Source organism: Iodobacter fluviatilis (assembly GCF_004194535.1).
Lineage (GTDB): Bacteria > Pseudomonadota > Gammaproteobacteria > Burkholderiales > Chitinibacteraceae > Iodobacter > Iodobacter fluviatilis_A.
On record NZ_CP025781.1, the window covers coordinates 4,154,748 to 4,180,629 of the forward strand.

At 46.8% G+C, this 25,882-nt stretch carries 27 protein-coding genes and 1 pseudogene; 1 reads left to right on the forward strand and 27 read right to left on the reverse strand.

What is annotated here, in order from left to right:
* Nucleotides 1-146: 146 nt before the first annotated feature.
* From rfaD to C1H71_RS18465, 5 genes are all read right to left on the reverse strand, one after another.
* Entirely contained in the window at nt 147-1,142 is a 996-nt protein-coding gene (gene rfaD, locus C1H71_RS18450) for an ADP-glyceromanno-heptose 6-epimerase (protein WP_130107876.1), read from the reverse strand.
* Nucleotides 1,143-1,216: 74 nt separating this feature from the next.
* On the reverse strand, nt 1,217-2,518 hold the full coding sequence (locus tag C1H71_RS18455; protein WP_308418291.1) for a glycoside hydrolase family 9 protein: 1,302 nt from the start codon (nt 2,516-2,518) through the stop codon (nt 1,217-1,219).
* Nucleotides 2,446-2,907: a cellulase N-terminal Ig-like domain-containing protein gene (locus C1H71_RS21660; protein ID WP_262488325.1), complete on the reverse strand. Its 462-nt coding sequence runs from the start codon at nt 2,905-2,907 to the stop codon at nt 2,446-2,448. Before C1H71_RS21660 ends, C1H71_RS18455 begins: the two co-directional genes overlap by 73 nt.
* A gap of 465 nt (nt 2,908-3,372) precedes the next feature.
* Complete coding sequence (gene ung, locus C1H71_RS18460; RefSeq protein WP_130107877.1) at nt 3,373-4,047, reverse strand: uracil-DNA glycosylase; 675 nt, start codon at nt 4,045-4,047, stop codon at nt 3,373-3,375.
* Nucleotides 4,044-4,550 (reverse strand): PilZ domain-containing protein, encoded by a 507-nt coding sequence (locus tag C1H71_RS18465; protein WP_130107878.1) that lies wholly within the window; start codon nt 4,548-4,550, stop codon nt 4,044-4,046. The genes ung and C1H71_RS18465 overlap by 4 nt, the downstream gene beginning before the upstream one ends.
* 140 nt (nt 4,551-4,690) lie before the next feature.
* Here C1H71_RS18465 and C1H71_RS18470 point away from each other — a divergent pair, with 140 nt between their 5' ends.
* Nucleotides 4,691-5,689: a carbonic anhydrase gene (locus tag C1H71_RS18470; RefSeq protein ID WP_130107879.1), complete on the forward strand. Its 999-nt coding sequence runs from the start codon at nt 4,691-4,693 to the stop codon at nt 5,687-5,689.
* 159 nt (nt 5,690-5,848) lie between these two features.
* Here C1H71_RS18470 and C1H71_RS18475 read toward each other — a convergent pair whose 3' ends face one another.
* From C1H71_RS18475 to rpsB, 22 genes and pseudogenes are all read right to left on the reverse strand, one after another.
* Nucleotides 5,849-6,625: a TrmH family RNA methyltransferase gene (locus tag C1H71_RS18475; RefSeq protein WP_130107880.1), complete on the reverse strand. Its 777-nt coding sequence runs from the start codon at nt 6,623-6,625 to the stop codon at nt 5,849-5,851.
* Between the two features lie 18 nt (nt 6,626-6,643).
* Nucleotides 6,644-8,056, reverse strand: a complete 1,413-nt coding sequence (locus C1H71_RS18480) for an HDOD domain-containing protein (RefSeq protein ID WP_130107881.1) — start codon at nt 8,054-8,056, stop codon at nt 6,644-6,646.
* Complete coding sequence (locus C1H71_RS18485) at nt 8,044-8,763, reverse strand: class I SAM-dependent methyltransferase (protein ID WP_130107882.1); 720 nt, start codon at nt 8,761-8,763, stop codon at nt 8,044-8,046. Before C1H71_RS18485 ends, C1H71_RS18480 begins: the two co-directional genes overlap by 13 nt.
* Nucleotides 8,760-9,413 carry an OmpA family protein gene (locus tag C1H71_RS18490; RefSeq protein WP_308418292.1) on the reverse strand — a complete coding sequence of 218 codons (654 nt, stop codon included), beginning with the start codon at nt 9,411-9,413 and terminating at the stop codon, nt 8,760-8,762. Before C1H71_RS18490 ends, C1H71_RS18485 begins: the two co-directional genes overlap by 4 nt.
* Complete coding sequence (locus tag C1H71_RS21835) at nt 9,410-9,655, reverse strand: flagellar motor protein MotB (RefSeq protein ID WP_308418293.1); 246 nt, start codon at nt 9,653-9,655, stop codon at nt 9,410-9,412. The genes C1H71_RS18490 and C1H71_RS21835 overlap by 4 nt, the downstream gene beginning before the upstream one ends.
* 22 nt (nt 9,656-9,677) lie before the next feature.
* Complete coding sequence (locus C1H71_RS21665; RefSeq protein ID WP_262488326.1) at nt 9,678-10,118, reverse strand: MotA/TolQ/ExbB proton channel family protein; 441 nt, start codon at nt 10,116-10,118, stop codon at nt 9,678-9,680.
* Entirely contained in the window at nt 10,100-10,537 is a 438-nt protein-coding gene (locus C1H71_RS21670; protein ID WP_262488327.1) for a motility-associated protein, read from the reverse strand. Before C1H71_RS21670 ends, C1H71_RS21665 begins: the two co-directional genes overlap by 19 nt.
* 122 nt (nt 10,538-10,659) lie before the next feature.
* Nucleotides 10,660-11,234: pseudogene (gene rnhB / locus C1H71_RS18500) on the reverse strand (ribonuclease HII).
* Between the two features lie 2 nt (nt 11,235-11,236).
* Nucleotides 11,237-12,406, reverse strand: coding sequence for a lipid-A-disaccharide synthase (gene lpxB / locus C1H71_RS18505; RefSeq protein WP_130107883.1), 1,170 nt, complete (start codon nt 12,404-12,406; stop codon nt 11,237-11,239).
* A 1-nt stretch (nt 12,407) separates the two neighbouring features.
* Nucleotides 12,408-13,184, reverse strand: coding sequence for an acyl-ACP--UDP-N-acetylglucosamine O-acyltransferase (gene lpxA / locus C1H71_RS18510; protein ID WP_130107884.1), 777 nt, complete (start codon nt 13,182-13,184; stop codon nt 12,408-12,410).
* Between the two features lie 16 nt (nt 13,185-13,200).
* The gene (gene fabZ / locus C1H71_RS18515; RefSeq protein WP_223145925.1) at nt 13,201-13,653 is read right to left on the reverse strand and encodes a 3-hydroxyacyl-ACP dehydratase FabZ; all 453 of its coding nucleotides are present in this window, start codon (nt 13,651-13,653) and stop codon (nt 13,201-13,203) included.
* A gap of 5 nt (nt 13,654-13,658) precedes the next feature.
* Nucleotides 13,659-14,681 carry a UDP-3-O-(3-hydroxymyristoyl)glucosamine N-acyltransferase gene (gene lpxD / locus C1H71_RS18520; RefSeq protein ID WP_308418294.1) on the reverse strand — a complete coding sequence of 341 codons (1,023 nt, stop codon included), beginning with the start codon at nt 14,679-14,681 and terminating at the stop codon, nt 13,659-13,661.
* A gap of 16 nt (nt 14,682-14,697) precedes the next feature.
* Entirely contained in the window at nt 14,698-15,192 is a 495-nt protein-coding gene (locus tag C1H71_RS18525) for an OmpH family outer membrane protein (RefSeq protein WP_262488328.1), read from the reverse strand.
* Nucleotides 15,193-15,210: 18 nt separating this feature from the next.
* A complete protein-coding gene (gene bamA, locus C1H71_RS18530; protein WP_130107886.1) occupies nt 15,211-17,499 on the reverse strand; it encodes an outer membrane protein assembly factor BamA in 2,289 nt (762 codons plus the stop codon).
* 141 nt (nt 17,500-17,640) lie between these two features.
* Nucleotides 17,641-18,993, reverse strand: a complete 1,353-nt coding sequence (rseP, locus tag C1H71_RS18535) for an RIP metalloprotease RseP (RefSeq protein ID WP_130107887.1) — start codon at nt 18,991-18,993, stop codon at nt 17,641-17,643.
* Complete coding sequence (gene ispC, locus C1H71_RS18540; RefSeq protein ID WP_130107888.1) at nt 18,987-20,198, reverse strand: 1-deoxy-D-xylulose-5-phosphate reductoisomerase; 1,212 nt, start codon at nt 20,196-20,198, stop codon at nt 18,987-18,989. The genes rseP and ispC overlap by 7 nt, the downstream gene beginning before the upstream one ends.
* Before the next feature lie 294 nt (nt 20,199-20,492).
* A complete protein-coding gene (locus C1H71_RS18545) occupies nt 20,493-21,317 on the reverse strand; it encodes a phosphatidate cytidylyltransferase (RefSeq protein WP_130107889.1) in 825 nt (274 codons plus the stop codon).
* Nucleotides 21,311-22,063 (reverse strand): polyprenyl diphosphate synthase, encoded by a 753-nt coding sequence (gene uppS, locus C1H71_RS18550; RefSeq protein WP_223146090.1) that lies wholly within the window; start codon nt 22,061-22,063, stop codon nt 21,311-21,313. Before uppS ends, C1H71_RS18545 begins: the two co-directional genes overlap by 7 nt.
* A 61-nt stretch (nt 22,064-22,124) precedes the next feature.
* A complete protein-coding gene (gene frr / locus C1H71_RS18555; RefSeq protein ID WP_130107891.1) occupies nt 22,125-22,682 on the reverse strand; it encodes a ribosome recycling factor in 558 nt (185 codons plus the stop codon).
* A 168-nt stretch (nt 22,683-22,850) separates the two neighbouring features.
* Complete coding sequence (pyrH, locus tag C1H71_RS18560) at nt 22,851-23,570, reverse strand: UMP kinase (protein WP_125972516.1); 720 nt, start codon at nt 23,568-23,570, stop codon at nt 22,851-22,853.
* Between the two features lie 134 nt (nt 23,571-23,704).
* Nucleotides 23,705-24,580, reverse strand: a complete 876-nt coding sequence (gene tsf / locus C1H71_RS18565) for a translation elongation factor Ts (RefSeq protein WP_130107892.1) — start codon at nt 24,578-24,580, stop codon at nt 23,705-23,707.
* Between the two features lie 153 nt (nt 24,581-24,733).
* Complete coding sequence (gene rpsB / locus C1H71_RS18570) at nt 24,734-25,456, reverse strand: 30S ribosomal protein S2 (protein ID WP_130107893.1); 723 nt, start codon at nt 25,454-25,456, stop codon at nt 24,734-24,736.
* Nucleotides 25,457-25,882 lie beyond the last annotated feature (426 nt).

Below are 25,882 nucleotides of genomic sequence, written 5' to 3' on the forward strand. Positions count from 1 at the left end.
CAATGTAATAGGCAAAAGCAGGGTTGAGTAGGTGTAAGCGACAAAATGTAAAAGCTGAGGAATCAAGCGCGAAAAACGCGACCCGAAGTGCTATATAGAAGGGAAAAGCCGAGCAAATGGCCCGGCTTTTGAGTTTATTTGAGTTGCTACTTATGCAGTAAAACGCCCACATAACGGCCTACACCTTCTGCTACCGTTAAGAAATCTTCATCGTAGCCAGACTCCCTCAATAGCGTGGTGTCCGCCTCAGTAAAACTCTGGTACTTACCCTTTAAAGCATCAGGAAATTCGATATATTCCAGCACGCCCTGGGTCACCATTTCTTCTAAAGTTAAAGCTGCTTTACCTTCATGCACACGACAAGTATTCACCACCGCCAATGCCACATCATTAAATGGCTGGGATTTACCTGTACCTAGATTATAAATGCCGCATATTTCTGGGTTATCCATAAACCATAAATTGGCTTTCACCACGTCTTCAACCGAAATAAAATCACGGGTGTGTCCACCATTGGCATAACCAGCGTATTCGCCAAATAATTTAACCTTACCGCTCTCTTTATATTGATTAAAGTGATGAAACGCCACCGAAGCCATACGGCCTTTATGCTGTTCACGCGGACCGTAAACATTGAAGTATCTAAAACCAACAGCCTGCGCAGTTAACTCATTCATCCGCTGGCGTAATACTTGATCGAATAGCAATTTAGAATAACCATATACATTCAATGGCGCTTCGCAATCAGGCGTTTCAATAAAGCCATGATCGCCATTACCATAAGTTGCTGCGCTAGAAGCGTATAAAAACTGTACTTCCTCAATCTGACACCAATCGAACAAGGCTAGCGTATATTGATAGTTATTATCCATCATATACTTGCCATTATGCTCCATTGTGTCCGAGCACGCCCCTTGGTGGAAAATAGCGGTGATTTCGTCGTCATAATGGCCATCGCTTAAATCCGCAATAAAATCTTCTTTATCGGCATAGTGGCTAATTTGGCAATCCACTAAATTTTTAAATTGATCGGGCAGGCTTAAATCATCCACCGCAATAATATCGGTTTCACCACGAGCATTCAGACCCTTAATAATATTTGAGCCAATAAATCCTGCGGCTCCGGTGACTACAATCGCCATTTCATATTCCTTTTTAAATATAATGTGTCGTATATATATTGGTGCGTGGGCATAAAAGCGTACCCACCCTACATTTAATCTTTGCCAATTCGTGTACTCAACGCCAAGAATAGCCATGCCCCATGCGGCATCCATTGTTCTGTCCAGCGCCAGCTATTTGCCATGGTGGCAAGCTCTGATGTTTTAAAATCAATGTCGCTTTGATCATCTAATCCACTGGTAATGCCATTACATACGCCGCCTGGCGCATTATAAAAGCCCACTTCGTAACGTGGATTATTACGCCCCCAGCCCTGCAGCATGCAGGCATCAAAGGGGTTTGCTCCTAAGATCCAATCCAAACAAGCTTGCTCGTATTGCGCCAATTGTGTGACTAGGGGCAATTCTGTAAAAAATACACGCTGCGCCCTTGCTGCCGCAGCAGCAATCGAGCCTAAACGGGCATTCTCACCTTGCCACCAATAACCTGTACCATTATCGTGTGGAATAAAAAACTGCGCTTGTCCAATATTCCCTTGTTTTACAAATTGCCGTGGATAGCCAAAAGGGTTATTCACGCTGTTAAAGGTAATAGCGAACTCAAACTGGTAAGCCAACCGTAGTGCTTCTCTAATGCGCCCAACTAAGGGCGAAGATGGAACGACTTCGATAAAACGCATCAAGGCAATATAAGGCAGCCCCGCTTCGGCGGCATGAAAGTAGCTACGCTCGCCAATTGCATCGGCTTTAAACCATCCTTCTACCGTTTGTCGTTCCAACAGATTTAAAACCCGCCGTGCAGCGGCGTCTGCGTAGCTAGCGCTGCCGCTTTCAGACAGTAACTCGCAAGCAGCAAGCAAGGCGCAGTAATCGTCAATTATATTTTCTGTGCCATCACTTAAGTACTCGATATTGTGCTGCTCAAGATGGTAAAAGCCCAACTCGGCGGCTTGCAGATATTGCTCACGGGTAAATTCACCGTCGCGGTGCAGCGCAGAAGCCCGCGCTAGCGCCGCAATCGCCATGCCACCACCTTGGCGAAATGCAGCTTGGTAACTATCAAACTTCTCGCCTGTTTGCGTTTTATACTCGCAAATATCACGGCGATTTTCGTCTTTAGACCACTGATCAAACACCGTCATATAGAAATAGCCTAAGGGGTCTTGCATACGCAGCAGGTAATCTGCGCCGTGCAGCGCCTCATCGACGATTCTTTCGTTAAACCATTTGGATTGCTGCGGTAATTGTGCGTGACCATCAATCAAATTCCACACCACCTGCGGCGTTTGCTGTGGATTCATAAAGTTAGCGTAAGACAAATGGCTTAAATATTTAGAGCAGTCGCCCGAAGCGTCGTACCAGCCTCCATGCACATCACGGCGCTCTTCCCCCCCCACTTTGGGCGGTTTTTATCGGCCTGATCATACAGGCCCGTGCAGCGCTGGCCTTTGATGTAATGCACAAGATCAGACAGAATCTGCTCAGAAAATAGGCGCTTTGCTATGGCAAACATGGCGGACACGAATGGCGGGCTGATCTCATCAATAAGTAGAAAGTACTCACCTTCAACGGCTAATTCAGAAAAATCGGCAATCCAATAGTGCCAAGTTCCTGCTCCCCAATTATCCACCCCACCGCTTTTTTGTAATTCCCCAGCAAACGCCAGCTCGCGCGATCCAGCAAGGTAGATACTGAAACGGCGAGCTATTAAATCAGCAGGCGCATCAATAATGGCTTTTTTTTGCCCTACCAATTCAAAACCAAGATGGTTTAAAAGTATTTTCATTTTTTTATCGACTCTCTTTTTTGACGCTTAAATAGAATTAGAATTCAGCCAGTTTCGTGCTGCTCCTAGCAACCTGTCGGACTTAAGACTGATCTACTACGGAAAAGCCGGATTTGGCCACGGCAGCTAATCCTATTTGCGTCATAGATTGAAAGTCTGGCCATAGCTGCTGGCCACCAATGCCCGCACCAATAGCCAAAGCTAAAAATTTTACACACCCTGTGCCACTCCCGCCCAGTCTTCGGCCAAGACCACACAATTGACATTATCCTCCGCCGTAACGGGCACAGCACCGGCTCATTTCACGCATTTTCTCGTTGAATAGCTAGCTATTCGCCTCAAAAACCCACGAAATCTGTCTCAATCAGCCCAAAGCTGCTGATGGCAAGGGCATAACATTGATCCATCAATGAGACATTTTTGTTAAAAATAAAGAGGAAGCGTAGCTTGGAGCCAAGTAATGGCTTAATTTTTTATTTCCCAATCAATCGCACTTTTACCCTGCGCGATTAAATACTGATTAGCCGCAGAGAAATGCCCATTACCAATAAACCCTCGATATACCGATAGTGGCGATGGGTGGGCGGAGCATAAGATGCAATGCTGGCTACTATCGATGAGCGCTTGTTTTTTTTGTGCGTAAGCACCCCATAGCATAAACACCAAATGCGGGTAGCGTTTGGCCAGCGATTTGATCAATGCATCGCTTAAACTTTCCCAGCCCTGCTTCGCATGCGATGCGGCTTGATCCGCCTCCACCGTTAATACACAGTTCAAGAGCAAAACACCCTGCTGCGCCCAGCTTTCTAGGTTGCCATGCTGTGGTGGGCTGTGCCCCAAATCTCGCGCAATTTCTTTAAAAATATTGACTAAAGATGGTGGCGTTTTTACACCAATAGGCACCGAAAAACTCAAACCATGCGCCTCCCCAGCGCCGTGATAAGGATCTTGCCCCAAGATCACTACTTTAACGTCCTCAGGCGCGACGCTATTGAGCGCCGCAAACCAAAGAGGCCGCGGTGGATAGACGGTTTTTTCGGCAGCAAGCTCTGCCGCTAAAAACGCATTCAGCTGCTGCCATTTAGCACTGACCAACACCTCACCCGCCAAATCCTGCCATTTATCCGGCAAACGCATCATGCGGCGGCTCCGCGTTCCGAATGCACGATGCGACGGTGATTTCTAAAGACGGTGCGCTCAAACCAATCGCGCAAGGCTTCTTCTTTTAACTGCAAGCGAGCAGTGATGGCATAGCCTTGCCCACTCACTGCACATGAAATAATTTCAGCAGGTAATTGCAGGGAAAAAGGAAAGATACGCGAAAGGCTTAGCGTCAGCGCGCCATGAGCGCCCATCGGCAAAGCCGTTGCATCCAGCCAAGAAATCGTTTCCAAAGCAATAACAGCGTCTTTAGCCGGAGGCAAATCTTGGCTTAGGTGCTTGGCAGTCCAAAGCAACATCAAATCCAGCTTGGCATGTAACGCCTCTTGAGCATGATTACGCTCGTCGCTGCTGGCTTCAAACTCAGCCAGCACGGCCAGATAGCGAGTGGCCTCAAATGTGCTTTGCTGCAAAGTGGCATGCCAAGCTAGCGGCAAGTGAGCAAAAAAATGTACGCCATCAGGAATAGGAAGCTGACTCATAAAATTTCAACCCAAATGTTGTTTTACAAATTATAACGCGGCAATCTTGCCATTTTGTTAGCTTATTTGCATCAAACGTTAACAGTTCCTTGCAAAAGAGCCTATAAAAACATGAGCAATATTGACTTGGAACTGATGTTATGCGCCACTTCGCACTGTTTTTGTGTTTGATCTTTTCTTCCGCTCAGGGCAATGAGCCTAGCCACGCCGCGCCAAGCAAAGCAGAGAGTAAGCCTAGTCATGAGCCCCCCAAAACCAGCCATGAAGCAGTGGCTAAAGAAGCACCAAAGGCCAGCGCTGCAGAGCCGCCAGCCCGCGAAATACTTACCCCCCCCGTTCACGCAGCTCCCCCACTAGGTAGGCATGGTATCCCCAATCCAAGCGTTAGCCATGCCCCAAAAAAACGATCAAGCCATGCCCCCGCTCATGGTACGGCCCATGCATCATCGCGGCATGCAGGCGGGCACTGGGCCTATGAAGGAAGTACAGGACCAGAAAACTGGGGAGGGATGAGCCCCTCTTTTTCCCTATGTAAAGAAGGTCGTGAGCAATCCCCTATTAATATTACGACCAGCTATGCGCAAGAAATGGAGAAGATAAAATTCAACTATGGCATGACTAAGATTACGGTGGTTAACAACGGCCACACCATCCAGCTAAACATTGATCCAGGTAGTTTTATTGAAGCCCTAGGGACTAAATATCAACTCTTACAGTTCCACTTTCATACCCCTAGTGAAGAAGCAATCGGTGGGATTCGCTACCCGATGGTCGCCCACTTGGTACACAAAAGTGAAGACGGCAAGCTTGCCGTAGTCGCTGCGCTGATTCAGCAAGGCGGGCAAGACAATCCTTTAGTCGAAGCGCTGTGGGACAAAATGCCAAGCGAGCATAATGAGACCCGCACATTTGATAAGCTTACTTATAGCCCCGCTGCATTGCTGCCCCTCGATCAATCTTTTTATACTTTTATGGGTTCACTCACCACCCCGCCTTGCTCTGAAGGTGTACGCTGGCTAGTGATGAAAAACCCTTTGAGTATTTCAGCCCGTCAAATTGCCCGATTTAGAAAAGAATTCCCAATGAACGCCCGCCCAATTCAATCGATTAATGCTCGAAATGTGATGGAAGGAATGTAGTTACTCTGCAGGCTTGAGAAATACGTTGCCAAAGAAACGCACACAAGTCACGAGCAAATGTGGCACTACGACCTCATAAAAAAACCTAAGCATTACATTAGGTGTTTTATATGCTTAGGGCTTTTTGTGGGTTAACAATACAGTTTAATATAACACCCCTTAAGCTAGGCTTACCTGCCTTTGCCGCTCGTAGCAAAGGATCGCAGCAGCAGCAGCCACATTAAGCGACTCAATTTGCCCCTCCATTGGGATGGTTAGGCGTAAGTTGGCGACCTCCTGCATGGCAGCTGAAACCCCAGCCCCTTCTGAACCAAGCACCAAGGCTAAATTTTGTGCAAGATGAACAGTGTAAGGCGGCACAGCCTGCTCGAGCACCGTTACCGCGACCGCGCCGTTAAAATCAGCGGCAAAGGCAGGCAAGGCAATGTGCTCAAGCATATCCAAAACAAAATGCGCCCCCATGCCTGCACGCAATACTTTGGGCGACCAAATATCCGCACATTCATCCGCAAGCAGCACTTGATCTACGCCAAAGGCGGCCGCGGTACGCAAGATGGTGCCCACATTACCTGGATCTTGCACGCCATCTAGCAACAGGCAAAAGCCCTCTTTCCTTGCGGCCATTGCTACAGGAATGGCATATAGCCCCATAATACCTGTGGTGCTGGGTAAATCACTTAATTCGGCAAACAAGGCTTCATCTAACACGATTTGCGCCACAGCAAACCGTTGCAATAAGGATTGCACTTCAGGGCTTTCTAAGGCAGCGGGGGTTACAATAATTTTTTCAAGCTGACCTCCCACATCAGCCAATGCCAACAATAAATGAGTGCCATCCAACAGGGTTTGTCGGGTTTTACGCCGCTCTTTGCGGCTTGTAGCCAGTTTTAAAAGCGTTTTAAAAAAGGAATTTTGACGTGAAGAAATAAGAAGCATAGATAACCTAAGACAAAATCATCGTGACTGTGCAGGATGATGAGATAAAGCACGGCTAGTAAGCAAGCCAATTTGTTTAAAGTGCTGATAGTGGGTTTCAGCGATGCTATCGCCACCCTGCCGATCGGCATAGATAATCCCTACCGCCTTGTCCCCAACAAAAATAGACATGGCGCAAAAATCATTATTACCAACCTGTTCACGAAAACCAACGGGCAGCATCGGCGCTAGCGTTGCGGCATTGCCAAGGTTAAACCAAATGCTTTGTTGTTTAAGCATAAGCCGCGTCAACAAATGCGGCTCATCCAACTTGATATGCAGCTGGCGAGCTGGGTCTGTCGCATCGATACCATGGGCAAAACGCGCTTTAATCGCGTTTTCGCCCGCCACAAGGAGTGCAAATAAAATCCGCCGCATGCCCAGCCCTTCAGCAAGCGCACGCACCGCTAAAGTCATAATTTGATTAGCCGGTGCACCTTGAGCGCCAGCCAAATGCAAGGCTTGCATTCGTTCCGCAAGAATATCTTTTTCAACTTTTATCTCAGCAACGACGGGAGTTGCCACCGCAGGTGTAGCTGCAACAGGTAGAGGCCACTCACCTGGTAACATCGGCAACCAACGTGCAGCAGGCCAACCTTGTTTTTGTGGCTCATTACGTGCGTAAACCAGCATCAAGCGATTAGTACGCTGCCAAACGTCATCCACACTGGTATTTAACACATCCGCCATCTGCTGCAATAAGCCCCTCGCCTCTGCTTGCCACCAGCCTCGATCAAGCAAGCTAGCCACGCGCAAAGTAGCATGCTGTAACACCTGCCGCGGCAAGGCGTCCGCTGATGGCTCTGCTAGCAAAAGACTTAAGGTTGGGGGTAATGACCACGCCGCGAACAATGCAGAGGCGTGATCTCGTCCAGGTGGGGCAGCTGCATCTGTATCATGCGCAATTAGCTCTAGCATCTCAGGGATGCGGCTGAGCAAGGCAGAGATAAAAATTTCATCCAAATGCGCGTCATAGCGCTCACCACCAAACTCACGCGCCATTTTAGCCATAAAGCGACTGTCGCCAATCAGCTTATGAATTCGGGCGATGCTGCGCGGATGGGCTTGTAATATATCCTCTAAAATAGGCATTTTCATAAAATGCTCTATAAATGGCGCAACACCCATCAGCATCGCAATGCCATTGATAGTGGTGATATCCGCAGACAAGCTATTTTTTTGCCGCAGATTAATATAGCGCAACGCTTGCGCAGTCAGCAAAGGATCCTTTAAAACAATATCCGCCAAATCTGAAGGATGGAGCCGATCTGCACGACGCAAAGCCACCTGCAATTGCTCTTTGCTAGATTGCAAAATAGGCAAGCCACGACGCGCCCAATAGGCAAGCCATGCAACATTACTTTTTGCAGTAGTTTGAGCTAGATTTTCCATACTAAAAGTCGGCTGCCTTTCCAGTCTCCAATATTACAGACGCGCTGTGGAGGCACATTGGGAATATCAAAGCTATTGCTAATTAATAGGCTGCCAGGACGCATTTCTTTTTGCGCTTTTTCCCATAACAAACCCATTGGCTCAGGGGATAAATAAGCATAAACCACATCGTATTCTGCTAAATCGGCAGCAAAAGCATCACCATGTTGCCAGCCAGCTGCGCTATTGGCTAAACGAATTCTACCCAGCAACCAAGGCAGCCAAGCAAACTCAATCCCATCGGCTTGCACATCGGGCCTATAGCGCATAAACCAAGCTAATACCGTGCCCGTACCCGCGCCAATATCCAGTAAGCGTGCACCTTGTGGCACTTGCTCGGCCAGCTGTTCTAAGGCTTGGCTATTACTCAAATATAACGGCACACGGTTGCGTAATACGCCACCAAAAACCATCCAACACAATAGAAATGCTGCCAAATACCAGCGGGGGTCAATTGAAAAACTAATCGCCAGCAAGATAAACAAGGGAAATGCCGTGTGAATTAGACACCACCATTTTCTATCATGCCAACGCATTGCCGCAAAAGTAGAAAAAGCCCCCGCAATAAGTGCCCAATATAAGGCGGGCAACCGCAAAAAAAATACGCATACTGAAGCACCTAATATTGCACCTAATTGAATCAGTGCAAAACGAGCGGCCTGCGTCATTTACTCGGCTTTGGAATGGTGGCAATAGGCTCGGCTTTTTCTTCTTGGCCTTTACCCGCCTGCTCACGAATATTATCTTCTGCATCGTGATTCAAAACCACGATGCTGATTCGACGATTAATAGGGTTATAAATATTGCCCGTGTCTAGCGGCACAACGTCACCATAACCATTGACGCGCAATATTTTATTATCAGGCAGACCGCCAGCTACTAATTCACGGCGCGACGAATTGGCACGATCAGCAGAGAGCTCCCAATTGCTATAACCATTATCGCCACCAGCAAATTTAGATGAATCAGTATGCCCAGATAAAGACACCGAATTAGGCACTTCATTCAAAAACTGGGCGATTTCTTGCAGCATGCCACGGCTAAAGGATTCAAGCTCTGAGCTGCCCGATTTAAACATCGGCCGATTTTGCTCATCCACAATTTGAATTCTTAAGCCTTCTGACACCATATCTAGCTTCAATTGATCTTTAAACTTAGCCAAAGCAGAGTTTTCTTTGACTTTACTATCAATCAACGCTTCAATTTTTTGTTTTAATTCGGAGAGGCGCTTTTTATCTTTAGTGGATTCACTAACCACATCGCCCTTCTTAACTTGCCCTGCTTGCTGGGTAAGATCATTGCCACCCCCTTTAATCAAAGACGTAGCATCCCCTGCACCATCTCCCCCGACATCGACACTTTCAATGGGTTGGCAAAATAGCTGGTAATCCCTTTCATGGTTCCTTTGGATACCGAACCCAGCAACCACATCAATAAGAAAAACGCCATCATTGCCGTTACAAAGTCGGCATAGGCAATTTTCCAAGCGCCGCCATGATGGCCATGCCCACCTTTTTTGATGCGTTTTACAACTATGGGGCGTTGTGAATCATCGCTCATTTTGCACTCAACCTATCTGTGATTACTTACCTTTAGCACTCTTAACATGCTCTTCCAATTCTTTAAAACTAGGACGCTCGTGAATACTTAATGCTTTACGGCCAAATTCAACCGCAACTTGCGGCGCATAACCATTCAAACTCGCCAGCAAAGTCACTTTTACCGCTTGGAAAGCAATGCTAGTGGCAGCCCCCTGCTTCTCTAGCACGGTTGCCAATGGGCCAAAAAAGCCATAAGCCAGCCAAATCCCCATAAAGGTACCCACCAAAGCGGCACCAATCAATTCACCCAAGGCAGGTGGAGGTAAGTGTAAAGAACCCATCACGTGAACCACCCCCATAACCGCCGCCACAATACCGAACGCAGGCAGACCATCGGCAAGTTTGGTTACCGCATCTACGGCCACATGCGCATCGGCGTGGTGCGCCTCTAGTTCCACATCCATTAAGTTTTCAATTTCCATAGAATTAAGATTACCCCCACCATTAAGCGTAGGTAATCACACAGAAATTCGGTTAAGTGGTGATCGTGTGAAACGGAAGCATATTTGGAAATAATCGGGCTGGAATGGGGATCTTCAATGTCAGTTTCGATCGACATTAAACCTTCTTTACGCACTTTTGAGAGAATCTCAAACATCATGGCAAAGAGATCCATATAAAACGGCTTGTTATATGGTGAGCTTTTAAACATAAGAGGCAAAGCCGCAATCGTAGACTTCATCCCCTTAGCGCCTTGCGCTGCAATCATCGCGCCAATCGCACCGCCGAAAATAATAATCAACTCGGAGGGTTGCCAGAATGTCCCCAAGTGCCCGCCGTGTGCTGCGTAAGCGCCCAGAATACAAACACACATGAAAATATAGCCAATAATGACGAACATGCGTCAGCTTCCCTGTGATGACTTAATAAAATAACTTACTTAAGATGCATATTAGAATATTGATTAGTGCGCTACAACCAATGAGATGGATTAAAACGAAATGAATGAAATTTAATCGATTTTTACCAAAGTGTAGCTTGTGCGCTGGCCTTTATAACCGGACCAAAGCTTTTTCTATGTACGGGGCAAGGGCCAAGGCGTTTTAGCGCCTCTAAATGCTGTGCGGTGGGGTAACCCTTGTGCTGGGCAAAACCATAACCGGGATATAAAGCCTCAAGGGATTCGATCTCTCGATCACGGCTCACTTTGGCTAAAATTGAAGCAGCAGAGATACACGCCTCCAGCGCGTCCCCCCCACAATAGCCCGCCCCGCCACGGTTAACCCCTTAGGCACTCGATTGCCATCAATTAAAGCCTCCGTAGGCACAACAGAAAGACCAGCAACGGCGCGCTGCATGGCTAACATAGAGGCGTGCAGAATGTTTAATTCATCGATTTCTTCGATTGAGGCCTGCGCCACCGACCATGCAATCGCACAAGATTTAATGGCATCAAACAACACATCGCGGCGCTTAGCACTCAACTTTTTAGAGTCATTTAAGCCTGGTAAATCATAGTGTTGCGGCAAAATAACCGCTGCCGCATAAACCGCCCCAGCCAAAGGGCCTCGCCCCGCTTCATCCACACCACAAATCAACTTCAAATTTTCACCCCTAATACAGCGCAAACTGCATCGGCAGCACGTTCGGCGGCATCACAACGCAGGCTATGGTGCAAATCAGCAAAACGGGCACTTAATGCATTAGATAAACGCTTATCATCAAATAAATTTGCCATCGCTTGCGCTAAGTTGTCAGAAGTTGCATCGTCTTGTAATAGCTCTGGCACAATAAACTGCCCTGCCAATACATTAGGCAAGCTAACATAAGGTAGGCGTAATTTTCTTTTAACTATGCGATAAGTTAATGGCGATAGGCGATAAGTCACCACCATCGGGCGTCTGGCCAGCATCGCTTCCAGAGTGGCGGTGCCCGAAGCCAGCAAAATCACATCCGCCGCCTGCATAGCCTCATGTGCATGACCAAACATCAAGCGAAACGGCAGCTCTTGCGCGCCCTGCTTCCAGATTGCTCTTTCAAACAATAAGCGGGTTTCGCGCGTCACAAAAGGCACTAGAAACAGCGCATTTGGATAGCGTTCAAGAAGTTTTTGTGCAGTTTCAACAAAAAGTGTAGCCAGCATTTCTACTTCGCTTTGCCGACTACCTGGCAACAAAGTAAATACAGCACGCTGATCGGGGATTTCTAATGCTTCACGCACAGCAAGCTGATTAGGTTCTGCTGGAAAAATTTCAGCTAACGGATGCCCAACATAGCTGGCAGGAATACGCGCATCTCGGTAAATTTGCTCTTCAAAGGGAAATAGCAACAACATATGAGAAACGCATTGGCCGATTTTTTTTAGCCGTTCAGAGCGCCAAGCCCAAACAGATGGGCCCACATAATGAATAGTGGGCACGCCTGCTTGTTTCAGGGCTTTTTCTAAAGAGAAATTAAAATCAGGCGCGTCAATGCCAATAAATAAATCTGGCTTATTCGCGAGCAATTGTTTTTTTAATTGCCGCCGAATTCTCAGTAATTCAGGCAAATGCCGAATCACTTCTAAATAGCCACGCACAGCCAGTTTTTCCATTGGAACAACGGTTGCACAACCTGCGCTTTGCATCTTAGGGCCGGCAATACCAAAGAATTCGGCATGAGGGAGGCGTTTTTTAAGTGCCAAAATAAGCTGGCTGCCTAATAAATCGCCCGAGGCTTCACCTGCCACCACCGCAATGCGCGGGCGACCTTGAATATGGGATAGCTGCATATTAACGGATAATTCCGCGTGTAGATGCTGCAAAGAAATCGACAAAGGGCTGGAGCTCAGGTTGAATCAAGCTCTGCTCCTCAAGCATTTGGCGTGCATCTACAAAAGGAATGTTTTTGCGATACAACGTTTTATAGGCGCGTTTAATATTAGTAATTTGCTCACTACTAAAACCACGGCGTTTTAATCCCTCACTATTAATGCCATTTGGCACCGCGCGATTACCCGCCGCCAATACAAAAGGCGGCACATCTTGCGCCACCGCCGCAGTAAAGGCCGTCATTGCGTGTTGCGCAATTTTGCAGAATTGATGCACGGTGGTAAACCCACCCAAAATGACCCAATCACCGATCTCCACATGCCCCGCTAAGGTCGTGTTATTGGCGAAAATGGTGTGATTGCCAATTTTGCAATCATGCGCAATATGCACATAGGCCATGATCCAATTATCATTACCTATTTGGGTGATGCCCTTATCCTGAGACGTACCCGTAGAAATCGTGACATTTTGAAAAATGGTATTACCATCACCAATGAGCAGCTGTGTAGGTTCACCCGCATATTTTTTATCTTGAGGATCGCAGCCGATACTCGCAAAAGGATAGATGCGGTTATTGCAGCCAATGTGGGTATGCCCACTAATGACAACATGCGCCTCTAAGCGTGTACCCGCTCCAATTGAGACATGCTCGCCAATCACGCAATATGGGCCGATCTCTACATTATCTGCCAGCGTTGCGCCGTCATGGATAATGGCGGAAGGATGAATTTTAGGCATTTTATTCTTCTGATAATTAGCGCTTAACGTCGCGTTGAGCACACATCAAATCGGCCTCAGCAGCCAGCTCGTCGCCTACAAAAGCTTGCGCTTTGTATTTCCAAATACCGCGCTTATTGGCCGTGATTTGTACGCATAAAGTCAATTGATCACCGGGCACCACTTGGCGCTTAAAACGCGCATTATCAATGCCTGCAAAGAAATACAACGAATCTTCCGAAGGAGGTACTTTTAAACTTTTATACGATAAAACACCCGCGGCTTGTGCCAGCGCTTCCATAATCAACACACCAGGCATAACCGGATAGTTTGGAAAATGGCCCTGAAAAAATGGCTCATTAATACTAACGTTTTTAATTGCTTTAATAGAGACACCCAGCTCCATTTCAACTACGCGATCAATTAATAAAAACGGATAGCGATGTGGTAAGCATTTAGCAATTTCTAAAACATCCATAATTTGATTCATTACTCTTATTCTCCAACCGGCAACTGAGTATGCCGTAGTTCTTTTTCAAGTTGCTTAATACGTTTAGCTAAATCGTCCAAATGCCGCAAATGTGCAGCATTATGTCGCCATTCATCGTGAGTTTGCATCGGGTAAGAGCCAGAATAAACGCCTGGTTCACGAATTGTTTTAGCCACCAAAGTGCCGCCCAATACGGTGGTGCCATCGCAGATTTCTAAATGACCAGAAATCATCACTGCGCCGCCAATTTGGCAACGCGCACCGATCTTAGTAGAGCCTGCAATCCCAACGCACGCGGCCATGGCGGTGTGCTCACCGATTTCAACGTTATGGGCGACTTGGATCAAGTTATCAATACGTGCACCATTGCCAATCACAGTATCACTGAGCGCACCACGATCCACCGTAGTGCAAGAACCAATTTCTACGTCATTGCCGATCAAAACACGCCCAAGTTGCGGGATTTTTTCCCAATGATCCCCAGCCCACGCATTACCAAAACCATCCCCTGCAATCACGGCATTGCTATGCACAATGACCCGGTCCCCAATAAAAGCACCATGATGAATACTGCTATTAGGATGGATTAAACAATCACCCCCAATCTCAACCTGCTCGCCAATATAGGCATTGGCCATCACGATGGTTCGCTCGCCAATCTTTGCACCCGCAGCAATCACGGCACCTGGACCAATTTGTGCACTAGCCGCAACAATAGCGAACTCATCCACTACCGCACGCGGATGAATGCCCGCTACGGCAACAGGCTGTGGGTATAGCAGCTGAGCCACTTTAGCAAAATAAAGCTGGGGATCACGGGTTGTAATATGCGGGCGATCAAGTGCAGCGCTTTCGGTAGGGCGAACAATAAACGCCGCCGCCAAGCTGCTTTGCAACTGGGCGCGCAAACGAGGGTTAGCTAAAAAGCTAATTTGCCCCTCACCCGCTTGATCTAAAGAGGCAACGCCCAAAATGGCGACATCGGCACCATGAAGCTCACCACCCAACAATTCAATAAAAGAAGACAAAGAAAGCGCCATGCGTCTATTTATCCGCCAAAAGCTTTATCACCTTATCGGTGATATCAATTTTAGGGTTAAACCAAGCCGCATCTTGTACGATTAAATCGTATTTTTCATTTTTAGCAATTTGTTCAATTGCAGTTCTTACGCGCTCTTGCAAACCTGAATACTCTTCATTACGACGGGTATTCATATCTTCATTTAGCTCACGCATCATGCGCTGATAATCTTGATTCATTTTGATCAGCTCGCGCTCTTTTATACGCCGATCAACTTCAGCAATCGCACCTTTGTCCATCAATTGTTGCAATGCTTTGCCTAGAGTTGCAAGTCTTTGCACCTCGTTTTTTCGGGCGTCGAACTCTTTGTCTAGTTTTTTGCCAGCCCTTAAGCCAGGCGCTGATTCACGCAAAATACGATCTGGCTCAACAAAGCCAATTCTCACTTCAGCAGCAAACGCGCTGGACACGAATGCCAAGCCCATTCCAAACAATAACGCACGTGGCCATTTCAACATATGTAGACACTCCTAAAATCAGAATACTTGACCCAGTTGGAACTGTAATCCGCGCTCAACGCGATCATTTGGCTGAGCATTAAATGGTGCTGCCCAGCTTAATTTGATCGGTCCAACTGGCGAAACCCAAGTGAACGCAACCCCTGCTGAATAACGCATTTCTTCAAGACGTGGGCGGCTACCTGCGCCCCATACCGCACCTGAATCAGCAAACACGCTTAAACGCGTTGAACGATCATTTTTTAAACCAGGGATTGGAAAGAAGAATTCAAAGTTATTAATAATGCGCTTATCGCCCCCCATCCCATCGCCCTTGCTATCGACAGGGCCAACTGAGCCAGAACGGAAGCCGCGAATAGAGCCTACGCCACCAGCGTAAAAATTCTTATAAAACGGATATAAGCTATCCCCATAAGAGTGACCATAGCCGCCCTCCACATTCCACATCAGGCTCATTTCTTTGCCAAAGGGTATAAAGTATTGGCTGCGTGTGGACAGCTTGTAGTAGTCGACATCTGAGAACGGCGCAGTCACTTCACCGTTCAAGCTCAGCAACCAGCCTGATGTTGGGTACGAACCGCTATTACGCGTGTCCCGCCCCCAATCCACAGAGACAGGGAAAGTTTTATTTCTTGCTCCTTGGTTATTTACAAAATCAAGCACATGCTGAGGTGCAGTCGCATCAGCTTGAATAGCAAGGCTTTCAAAACCCAAACCAAGACCGACTCGATTGGTTTCAGTTAAAGGCAAACTAATTCTTGAATTAAAACCATAAGAGGATGTGGTGTAATTGCCCAAATCAACCTTAGAAGGATCGGTATCGCGGCGGTACAGATTCCAACCTACAGATACGCCGTCTGGCGTGGCATAGGGATTAGTGACCCCCAGAGAATACACTTTATTAGATGAGCTTGAATTCACTTCAACGGCGAATTGCTTACCGCTACCTAAGAAGTTATTTTGGGATAGTGACAACACTAAAACAATCCCTTCACTCTGGCCGTAACCTGCACCAATATTAAAGTTACCTGATTTTTTCTCAGTGACCGTCACATTCATATCCACTTGATCTGCCGTATCGGGCACCAAGGGGGTATCAACCACAACTTCACCGAAATAATCTAATTGCTCTAGGCGCTGTTTTGAGCGTTTAATTTTTGAGCCATCGTAAGCGGCAGATTCTAATTGGCGTAATTCTCGGCGCACCACCACATCGCGGGTCTGAGAATTGCCACTCACATTAATCCGGCGTACATAGGTTTTTTTGCCCGGATCAATATAAAAAGTGAACGCAACTTTATTATTTTTTTGATCAATTTCCGGCACTGCATTAACGTTGGCAAAGGCATAACCCTCATTACCCAAGGCATCCGTTATGGCCGCTGTAGATTGATTTAAACTTTCGCGCGAAAAGGTTTCACCCGCATTCAAGGTGATCATTTTCTTCAAGATGGCAGGATCAAGCACCGTGTCGCCAATTACTTTAACGTCACTTACTTCATATTGCTTGCCTTCAGAGATATTCAGTGTCAGGAAAATACCTTCCCGATCTTCTGAAATAGCCACTTGGGTGGATTCAACATTAAATTCAATATAGCCGCGATCCATATACCAAGAACGAAGGCGCTCTAGATCGGCAGATAGTTTTTGTTTGGAATATTGGTCAGCCTTGGTGTACCAAGTCATCCAACCACCGGTGGTTTGCGTCATCATGTCCAGCAAATCACCTTCAGAAAAAGCATTGTTGCCCACAATATTAATTTGCTGAATGCGTGCGACTTCGCCTTCAGATATATCTAACTGCACGCCAACACGGTTGCGCTCTAATTTAGTCACTTCTGTTTTTACCACCACAGAATAGCGACCACGCGAATAATATTGCTGTTTAATTTCTTGAACGGCCGCGTCTAAAACACTCTGGTCAAAAATTCGCCCTTCAGCAAAACTTTGACTTTTAAGGGCAGTTTTGATCTGGTCTTTTTCCAGCATTTTGGAACCATTGACATTAATCTGTGCAATGGTTGGGCGCTCATCTACGGTAACAATTAAAATCTGGCCATTTGACTCAACCCGCACGTCATTAAAAAAGCCCGTGGCAAATAGAGCCTTGATCGCTTCTTGGGCGCGATCATCATCAAAGCGATCCCCTACCTTGACGGGTAGGTAATTGAAAATCGTACCTGCATCGGTACGCTGCAAGCCCTCAACGCGAATATCGCGAATCACGAATGGCTCAACCGCCCAACTAGGTAAGGCAACACCGGCAAGCGCCGCCGCTAACAACAAGTTTATCGATTTTAATTTCATTATTCTGAAGAGTCACTAATGAGTTAGCAGGCATGACACAAGCTCAGCCCACACGACGTTAAAAAGATTAAAAACCCGATTTACAATTGTAAAACTGGGCTTCAATAGGACTTATCACTGCGATTTGCGAGCTGCGAGCTGCTATTGGCTGGGAAAAAGTCGGTAGATGTCGTTGTAAAGCGCTAGGGACATTAAACCCAGTAATAACGCTATGCCGACGCGCTGGCCAAATTCTTCAGCCTGAAGCGGCAAACGCCGCCCCGTCAAAAATTCTACCGTATGATACATCAAATGCCCACCATCAAGCACCGGCAAGGGGAGTAGGTTTAAAACCCCCAAACTAATACTAATAATGCATAGATATTCAAGAAAAGCATTTACCCCCAAACGAGCACTATCTCCAGCATACGTTGCGATAGTAATCGGGCCGCTCACTTGCTTAACCGAAACCAAACCAGTAAGCATTTTCCAGAACATAATCACCGTAAGCCGGCTACCCTGCCATGTTTTATCTACCGCATATTGCAGGCCTTCAACCAGTCCAAATTGACGCACTATTTTTTGGTTTTGCCACGCGTCTACATCCGGAAATGGAGCCAGTCCAAGCTTGCCAACGGTACGGCCCTTTTCAACGACCGCCTGAGGAAAGACTGTTTGTTCAAGTACTTGCCCATTACGTTTCCAACTTATCACGAGGGTTTGCTTCGCTGAGCCCGACACCTTGGCCTGCACATCACCCCAGCCTCGCAGCGGTACGCCATTAATAGCCAGCAGCACATCACCCACCATAATGCCAGCTTGGTCCGCTGCACTTTTAGCGACGACTTGAGCAATACGCAAGCTCAAAGGAACTGGGGAGATCCCGATGCGCGCCAACAACTGCTGATCAATTTCATCTTTACTTAAACGGCTTAAATCCAGGGAAATATCACGCGCTGACCCATTAATGGATCGAAGCTGCAAGGGTACTGTTACCGCGTTACCGCTGTGCTCTAACAACCCTAATTGCAGCTCATCCCAGCTAAAAATGGGCGCGCCAGACAATGAAATAACTTCATCACCCTTGGCAAAGCCTGCTTTTTCAGCCGTAGATGCAGGGCTAACAAAGCCGATCACCGGCTTTAATGCCTCAACACCAGACAAAGAGAGCCCCCAATAAATCAAAATTGCGAGCAAAAAATTAGCCAACGGGCCGGCAATGACAATCGCCATTTTGGCCAAGGGAGGACGACGATTAAACGCGCGATGTAGCTCTGCAGCGGCAATAGGTTCGCCTTCCCGCTCATCGAGCATACTGACGTAACCACCGAGTGGAAACATGCCGATTTTCCACAGCGTTTCCCCACGCTGCCACTGCCAAAGCGTTTTGCCAAAACCAATGGAAAACACCAACACTTTTACACCGCAGCTTTTAGCAACGCGATAATGCCCGTACTCATGGACAGACACCAATAAGCCCATCGCAATCACAAAGGCCAGCAAAGTAATTAGCATGAATGCCCCTGCAGCCAAGCTCGAGCAGCCTGTCGCGCCGCCTGATCTGCCCCAAGCAAGGCCTCAAGCGATTCAGTCGAACTAGTCGCAACGCACTGCTCCAAAACGGACTCAATCAAAACAGGGATATCCGTAAATCGTAGCGCTTTATTTAAAAAACCGTCGACAGCCACTTCATTTGCAGCATTTAAAATAGCAGGGGCAGCGCCTCCTGCTGCTAAGGCATCAAAAGCCAGTTGCAAACAAGGGAAGCGAGTAAGATCTGGCGACTCAAAATCTAGGCGACCAACACTAAAGAAGTCCAACGATTTTACCCCAGCCTCGATACGCTCCGGGTAAGCCAAACCATAGCTGATCGGTGTGCGCATATCAGGGTTTCCTAGCTGCGCCAGTACCGAGCCATCCATGTATTCCACCATGGAATGCACCACACTTTGTGGGTGTACGATGACAGCAATATCATTTTTGTCGGCCGCATTAAACAACCAGCGGGCCTCAATAACCTCAAGGCCTTTATTCATCAGCGACGCAGAATCAACAGATATCTTGCGGCCCATAGACCAATTAGGATGTTTACATGCCTGTTCTGGCGTGACAAAGACCAAGTCTTGCGCCGCCATCTTGCGAAATGGTCCACCAGATGCAGTGAGTAAGATGCGTTTTACTCCAACGTTTTGCAGGCGATCTGCATATGGGTTTTCGCGATAGGCCTGAGGCAATACTTGATAGATGGCATTGTGCTCGCTATCAATGGGCAAAAGCACTGCACCAGATTCGCGCACCGCATCCATAAACAAAGCGCCCGCCAAGACCAAGGTTTCTTTATTGGCGAGTAAAACACGTTTTCCTGCCTTGGCAGCATTCAACGTTGGGCGCATACCTGCAGCGCCAACGATGGCTGCCATGACGAAATCTACTTCACGAGCCGTTGAAACATCACTAAGCGCTGCTTCGCCCCATAAAACTTCAGTTGCCGAGCCATGATCTTTGAGCATAGTGGACAGCTGCTGAGCCGAGGAAGCATCTAAAACCACGGCATAACGTGGTTTAAATTGCACACATTGCTCAGCAAGTTTTTCTAACTGGCTTGCCCCGGTGAGAGCAAAAACTTCATAACGCTCTGGATAGCGCGCCAGCACATCGAGCGTGCTCACTCCAATGCTGCCTGTTGCGCCAAGAATAGTGATAATTTGTTTAGAGGACATGTTGATATGGCCTTGCGCTTTATTGGTCGGTTAAAAAGAAAAACCGAAGCCACCTAAGACATATACATAAGCTAACAACACTTATTTGCTAGAGAATAGTTATTTCCAACCAGCCCAATCGGCTTTATGTGCACCCGATCATAGTAAGACAGCTCAGCCAGACTGGAAATAATTGTCTAATGACTTAGCAATAAGAAATGCCACTCAGCATATAGTGAATTCAATACGTACATAAAACGCCGAACGAATAACGATCATTCAGATTACCAAAAAAAGCGTGTCATTCGTTTGAATTTAGAACAAATAGAAAGCAAGATAGATCGCAGCAGCTACCGGCAAGATGGCCAATAAACTGTCAACTCTATCCATTACTCCGCCGTGGCCCGGCAATAAATTGCTACTGTCTTTCATGCCAATTTGTCGCTTAAATAGGGATTCTAATAAATCACCCATCACGCTTGCTGCGGTTAATACCACCGCAATAAATAGCCAATATACTAAAGGCAACGATTCACCATGTGTAAATATATGTTTAGGCAAGAAATAAACATAAATCATTACGCCAACTACCCCGCCGACCACCCCTTCCCAGCTTTTTCCTGGGCTAATTTTGGGTGCTAATTTATGCTTACCAAAGGCCTTGCCAGAAAAATAAGCGGCGGAATCCGCGACCCATGCAATAGCCAATACGGCCAGCAAAGCCCAAGGGCCAGCGCTACGAAGCACAATCATTGCCAAGCCAGCGGGTAATAATAATGCCCAACCCAACAAAGCATTTAAATTACCCGCAGCAGCTAATGGCCATTTTTTATTTAACCATACGGGATTAATAAATATCCAAAAACAGCTTGCCGCTAGCATTAAGCCAAGCAAAACCGAGGCATACATCAACTGGCAAAGCACGGCAAACAGCACTGCAGTTAATATTGGGTATATTTTAGCAACAAGCCCTTGCATGCCGGATAAACGCTGCCATTCCCAACTAGCGGCAACCATAATCAGCCCGCAAAATGAGATCCATGCTAGGTAGCCAATTGATCCTGACTGGGGTAAATAGAAAATAGCAGCCAATACTAACGGCAGCAGCAATAAGACGGTAATAACACGTGTTTTTAGCATGAGGACTGAAGTTGTTCGCTGATGCGACCAAAGCGGCGTTCACGCCCGTGATACCAATCAATGGCCGCAGCTAATGCATGGCGATCGAAATCGGGCCATAACATATCGCTGAAATATAATTCGGTGTAGGCCAATTGCCAGAGTAGGAAATTACTAATTCGCTGCTCGCCACCGGTCCGGATAAACAAATCTGGCTCTGGCGCATAGGCCATTGCTAAATAAGGGGTTAAATCTTCCTCGGCAAAGGTAGTCGATAATTCTGGGTGATCTGCCAATAAGCAATGCGTGGCATGCATGACATCCCAACGGCCACCATAATCAGCGGCAATGGATAACGTTAAGCCAGTATTTTCTGCTGTTTTTACTTCTGCAGCATCAATCAAAGCAATTAATTCAGGACTAAAGTGTTCCCGATTACCAATAATTTTTAACCGAATATTATTATCGTGCATGCGTGTGATTTCACCGCTTAACACCTTAAGAAACAAGCCCATTAGAAAAGAAACTTCGTCTTGCGGGCGGCGCCAATTTTCATTGCTAAATGCGAATACGGTTAAGTAACCTACACCTAAAGCATCACATGCGCGCACCGTTTCACGTAACGCTTCAACGCCACGTTTGTGACCAAAAATACGTGGCATCATGCGTTTTTTAGCCCAACGACCATTGCCATCCATAATCACGGCAATATGACGTGGAACCGTTGCAATTTCTTGCGGTATTTCTTTGGTCGAACTACTGAATATGGCCACACCCAACCCCTTGCGTTTATTGGCCAATACAAAGATTGTATTGGCCAATAAATGATTACATCGTCATGAGTTCTTTTTCTTTTTCTGCCAACAAACGATCTACTTCAACAACATAGCGGTCAGTTAGTTTTTGCACATCATCCGTACCACGACGCTCATCGTCTTCAGAGATGTCTTTGTCTTTAACCAAACGCTTTAATTGCTCGTTTGCGTCGCGGCGTACATTACGAACCGCCACTTTGGCGTCATCTGCCTCATTACGCACAATTTTGGTTAAATCTTTACGGCGCTCTTCCGTGAGTGCAGGCATTGGCACGCGAATCACATCACCATTGGTAGATGGATTCAAGCCCAAATCACTATCACGAATCGCTTTTTCAATCTTGGAAAGCATGGTTTTTTCCCAAGCTTGAACGCCAATAGTCCTTGAATCAATCAAAGTTACATTGGCAACCTGATTAATCGCAGTAGGTGAGCCATAGTAATCAACATTGATGTGATCCAATAAACCAACATGCGCACGGCCAGTACGAACCTTTGCTAAATTCACGCGTAAAGCTTCTACGGACTTTTGCATCTTTGTTTCGGTATTGCTTTTAATATCTGCAATCATAATGCATCCCCTTATTTGCTCAAACGACAAGTATGCACTCGTCTTTTTAACTCATACTATTAATGGTGCGGCACTTACTACTGGCCATGCAGGCCTCCATAAAAAACGTAAGTAAGCGCCTAACAGCCATCAAACCTAAGCCCAATGACCGCCACTGCTTAAGAAGGCTTAGCAGTGTACCAGCGTCCCTTCGTCTTCCCCAAGAACTACACGCTTTAATGCGCCTGCTTTGAAGATACTAAAGACACTTAAATTCATATTTTGATCGCGACACAGCGCGAATGCGGTGGCGTCCATCACCTTTAGATTGCGGCCAATGGCCTCATCAAAGGTCAGTGTTTGATAACGTACGGCATCTGGGTTTTTCTTTGGATCATCGGTGTAAACACCATCCACCTTGGTGGCTTTCAGTACAATATCCGCACCCATTTCCATGCCGCGCAAGGCCGCAGCAGTATCGGTTGTAAAGAAAGGGTTGCCTGTTCCCGCGCCAAAAATAACCACTTTGTTTTCTTCAAGATAGCGAATCGCTTTGCCACGTACATAAGGCTCAGCAACTTGTTGAATTGTCAGTGCGGATTGAACACGGCTTACAATACCAGCGCGCTTCATGGCATCTTGCAAGGCTAACGCATTCATCACCGTGGCCAACATCCCCATGTAATCAGCAGTAGCACGATCCATACCTGCAGCGGCGGGCGCTACGCCACGGAAAATATTACCACCACCAATAACGACACCAACTTGAACACCAAGATCTAATACTGCTTTAATTTCACCAACAATACGATCAATTGTAACGCGATTAATGCCGTAGCTATCCTCACCCATGAGGGCTTCGCCGGAGAGTTTCAGCAAAATGCGTTTATATTTGGGTGCTTGGCTCATGCGAGGATTCCTTATCCATGGAGGGGCGAATTGTGGAAACGCCGCACGTTACCGTGCGGCGCATAATACAACTTATCTTGCAACTTACCCAGCCCAGGGTGAGCCAAGCAAGATAAGTGTAATACTTTTAATGCTTAAATCTTTGCAGCAGCAGCCACTTCAGCAGCGTAATCAACCACTGCTTTTTCAATGCCTTCACCAACGACGAACAGATTAAATGCTTTTACTGTTGCAGAATTGGTTTTGAGCAACTGCTCGATGGTTACTTTGTCATCCATTACAAATGGCTGGCTCAGCAAAACAACATCTTTCAGGTACTTTTGAACAGTACCTTCAACGATTTTTTCCAGCATTGCTTCTGGCTTGCCCGCTTCTTTAGCACGCTCAGTTGCAACACGACGCTCAGTTTCGATCAATTCAGCAGGCACACCGCTTGCATCGAGTGACTTAGGCTTAGTTGCCGCAATGTGCATGGCAATTTGCTTACCCAGTTGCTCATCACCACCGATAAGATCCAGCATCACGCCTAATTTGTTGCCGTGCAGATAAACTGCAACTTGACCTTCTGTTTCAAAGCGCGCAAAGCGACGCAATGTAACGTTTTCACCCAGTTTGGCCACAGCATCTTTACGAATTTCTTCAACAGTTTTGCCGTCAACCACAACCTGAGACAAGGCATCCACATCGCTTGGATTAGCATCCGCGACGGCTTGAGCCGCTAGCTTAGCAAACGCGATAAAACCTTCGTCTTTAGCCAAAAAGTCTGTTTCACAGTTCACTTCAAGTACCGCGCCGATTTTTTTATCTGCGGAAATAAATGAAGCAATAATACCTTCAGCAGCAGTACGGCCAGCCAGCTTGGACGCCTTGTTGCCGGATTTGATTCGCATTACTTCTTCAGCTTTTTTGATGTCGCCATCAGCTTCAACCAAAGCTTTTTTGCATTCCATCATGCCAAGGCCAGTCAGCTCGCGCAGCTGGGCAACCATCTTCGCGGTAATTTCCGCCATGATTATTTCTCCTGAAACTGAGTAAGAAGTCACACGGTTTTTTCATTTTGCCCTAGCAAATAGGCGCGTTCTGAAAAATATAGCCGAGGGACTTATCTATCATTTACAAAAAAGGGGCTAAACGCCCCTTTTTCGCATATTAACTTTACGATATTACTGTGCAGTTGCTGCAGCAGCTGCTTCGACAAGTTCTTGTGCTGATTGGTTTTTACCTTCAAGCACAGCATCAGCCATACCTTGAGCGTACAAACGAATTGCGCGGCTTGAATCATCGTTACCAGGGATAACGAAATCAATACCTTCTGGGTTGTTGTTGGTATCAACCACGCCGATAACTGGGATGCCCAGTTTCTTAGCTTCAACCAAAGTACCCTTTTGGTAACCCGTGTCGATTACGAAAATCACGTCTGGCAGACCCTTCATATCCTTGATACCGCCTAGGCTACGATTGAGCTTTTCAACTTCACGGTTCATGTCCAGCAATTCTTTTTTACCGTAGCCGCTGTTTTCATTAGCAACGATAACTTGTAACTCTTCCAGACGTTTGATTGACTGCTTAACTGTTTTGTAGTTAGTCAGCATACCGCCCAACCAGCGGTGATCAACGAAAGGCATGCCGCAACGCGCTGCTTCTTCAGCAACGATTTCACGAGCTTGACGCTTTGTACCTACGAACAGAACAGTCCCTTTGTTTGCAGCAATACGACGAGCGTATTTAACCGCTTCTTCAAACAATGGCAGTGTTTTTTCGAGGTTGATAATATGAATCTTGTTACGTGCGCCAAAAATATATTGACCCATCTTTGGGTGCCAGTAACGAGTTTGGTGACCGAAGTGGACACCGGCTTCAAGCATATCGCGCATGCTAACGGACATAGTAAAACTCCAAGCTAAGGGTTACATCTAGCACTCACACGACACTCAAAATCACGGATTTTGAGCACCCTTAACGGGGTGAGCACCAAAATTATCTGCAGGCACCATGCCCACAGAACGCAAGATTATAGCCGCTTCATGACTATTTATTCAAGGTAAAGTCTTGCTTATGGCAATAAAACAAATCCGCAATACATTTTAAATCCTAAAAAACCGCCTTTACAGTCGCACGCGTGGGTCGGTTACCCCTAAATGAATACCTCTCTCCGCACTACCCACCCCAAGCGCAAGCAACGACAAGCCAAAGATAACGCAACATCATTGCGTATATATTGAGTGCAACACACACAACAAAGATGGATACGCTTGCGCTCCCGTTTCGCCATAAAAATCAATTCAGTCACTACAATGGAACGTCTATCAATC

Excerpts from the sequence above, each read along its gene's own strand:
- C1H71_RS21660 (WP_262488325.1), bottom strand. The coding sequence starts at position 2,907 with ATGAAAATACTTTTAAACCATCTTGGTTTTGAATTGGTAGGGCAAAAA.
- lpxB (WP_130107883.1), bottom strand. The coding sequence starts at position 12,406 with ATGCAGCTATCCCATATTCAAGGTCGCCCGCGCATTGCGGTGGTGGCA.
- ispC (WP_130107888.1), bottom strand. The coding sequence starts at position 20,198 with ATGTCCTCTAAACAAATTATCACTATTCTTGGCGCAACAGGCAGCATT.
- C1H71_RS21670 (WP_262488327.1), bottom strand. The coding sequence starts at position 10,537 with ATGTTCGTCATTATTGGCTATATTTTCATGTGTGTTTGTATTCTGGGC.
- frr (WP_130107891.1), bottom strand. The coding sequence starts at position 22,682 with ATGATTGCAGATATTAAAAGCAATACCGAAACAAAGATGCAAAAGTCC.
- ung (WP_130107877.1), bottom strand. The coding sequence starts at position 4,047 with ATGATGCGTTTGCCGGATAAATGGCAGGATTTGGCGGGTGAGGTGTTG.
- lpxA (WP_130107884.1), bottom strand. The coding sequence starts at position 13,184 with ATGCCTAAAATTCATCCTTCCGCCATTATCCATGACGGCGCAACGCTG.
- C1H71_RS18475 (WP_130107880.1), bottom strand. The coding sequence starts at position 6,625 with ATGCTTCTTATTTCTTCACGTCAAAATTCCTTTTTTAAAACGCTTTTA.
- C1H71_RS18525 (WP_262488328.1), bottom strand. The coding sequence starts at position 15,192 with ATGTTGAAATGGCCACGTGCGTTATTGTTTGGAATGGGCTTGGCATTC.
- C1H71_RS21665 (WP_262488326.1), bottom strand. The coding sequence starts at position 10,118 with ATGGAAATTGAAAACTTAATGGATGTGGAACTAGAGGCGCACCACGCC.
- C1H71_RS18485 (WP_130107882.1), bottom strand. The coding sequence starts at position 8,763 with ATGACGCAGGCCGCTCGTTTTGCACTGATTCAATTAGGTGCAATATTA.
- bamA (WP_130107886.1), bottom strand. The coding sequence starts at position 17,499 with ATGAAATTAAAATCGATAAACTTGTTGTTAGCGGCGGCGCTTGCCGGT.
- C1H71_RS18545 (WP_130107889.1), bottom strand. The coding sequence starts at position 21,317 with ATGCTAAAAACACGTGTTATTACCGTCTTATTGCTGCTGCCGTTAGTA.
- C1H71_RS18480 (WP_130107881.1), bottom strand. The coding sequence starts at position 8,056 with ATGGAAAATCTAGCTCAAACTACTGCAAAAAGTAATGTTGCATGGCTT.
- fabZ (WP_223145925.1), bottom strand. The coding sequence starts at position 13,653 with ATGAATCAAATTATGGATGTTTTAGAAATTGCTAAATGCTTACCACAT.
- rfaD (WP_130107876.1), bottom strand. The coding sequence starts at position 1,142 with ATGGCGATTGTAGTCACCGGAGCCGCAGGATTTATTGGCTCAAATATT.
- rseP (WP_130107887.1), bottom strand. The coding sequence starts at position 18,993 with ATGCTAATTACTTTGCTGGCCTTTGTGATTGCGATGGGCTTATTGGTG.
- pyrH (WP_125972516.1), bottom strand. The coding sequence starts at position 23,570 with ATGAGCCAAGCACCCAAATATAAACGCATTTTGCTGAAACTCTCCGGC.
- C1H71_RS18465 (WP_130107878.1), bottom strand. The coding sequence starts at position 4,550 with ATGAGTCAGCTTCCTATTCCTGATGGCGTACATTTTTTTGCTCACTTG.
- C1H71_RS18470 (WP_130107879.1), top strand. The coding sequence starts at position 4,691 with ATGCGCCACTTCGCACTGTTTTTGTGTTTGATCTTTTCTTCCGCTCAG.
- C1H71_RS21835 (WP_308418293.1), bottom strand. The coding sequence starts at position 9,655 with ATGAGCGATGATTCACAACGCCCCATAGTTGTAAAACGCATCAAAAAA.
- rpsB (WP_130107893.1), bottom strand. The coding sequence starts at position 25,456 with ATGTCCGTTAGCATGCGCGATATGCTTGAAGCCGGTGTCCACTTCGGT.
- tsf (WP_130107892.1), bottom strand. The coding sequence starts at position 24,580 with ATGGCGGAAATTACCGCGAAGATGGTTGCCCAGCTGCGCGAGCTGACT.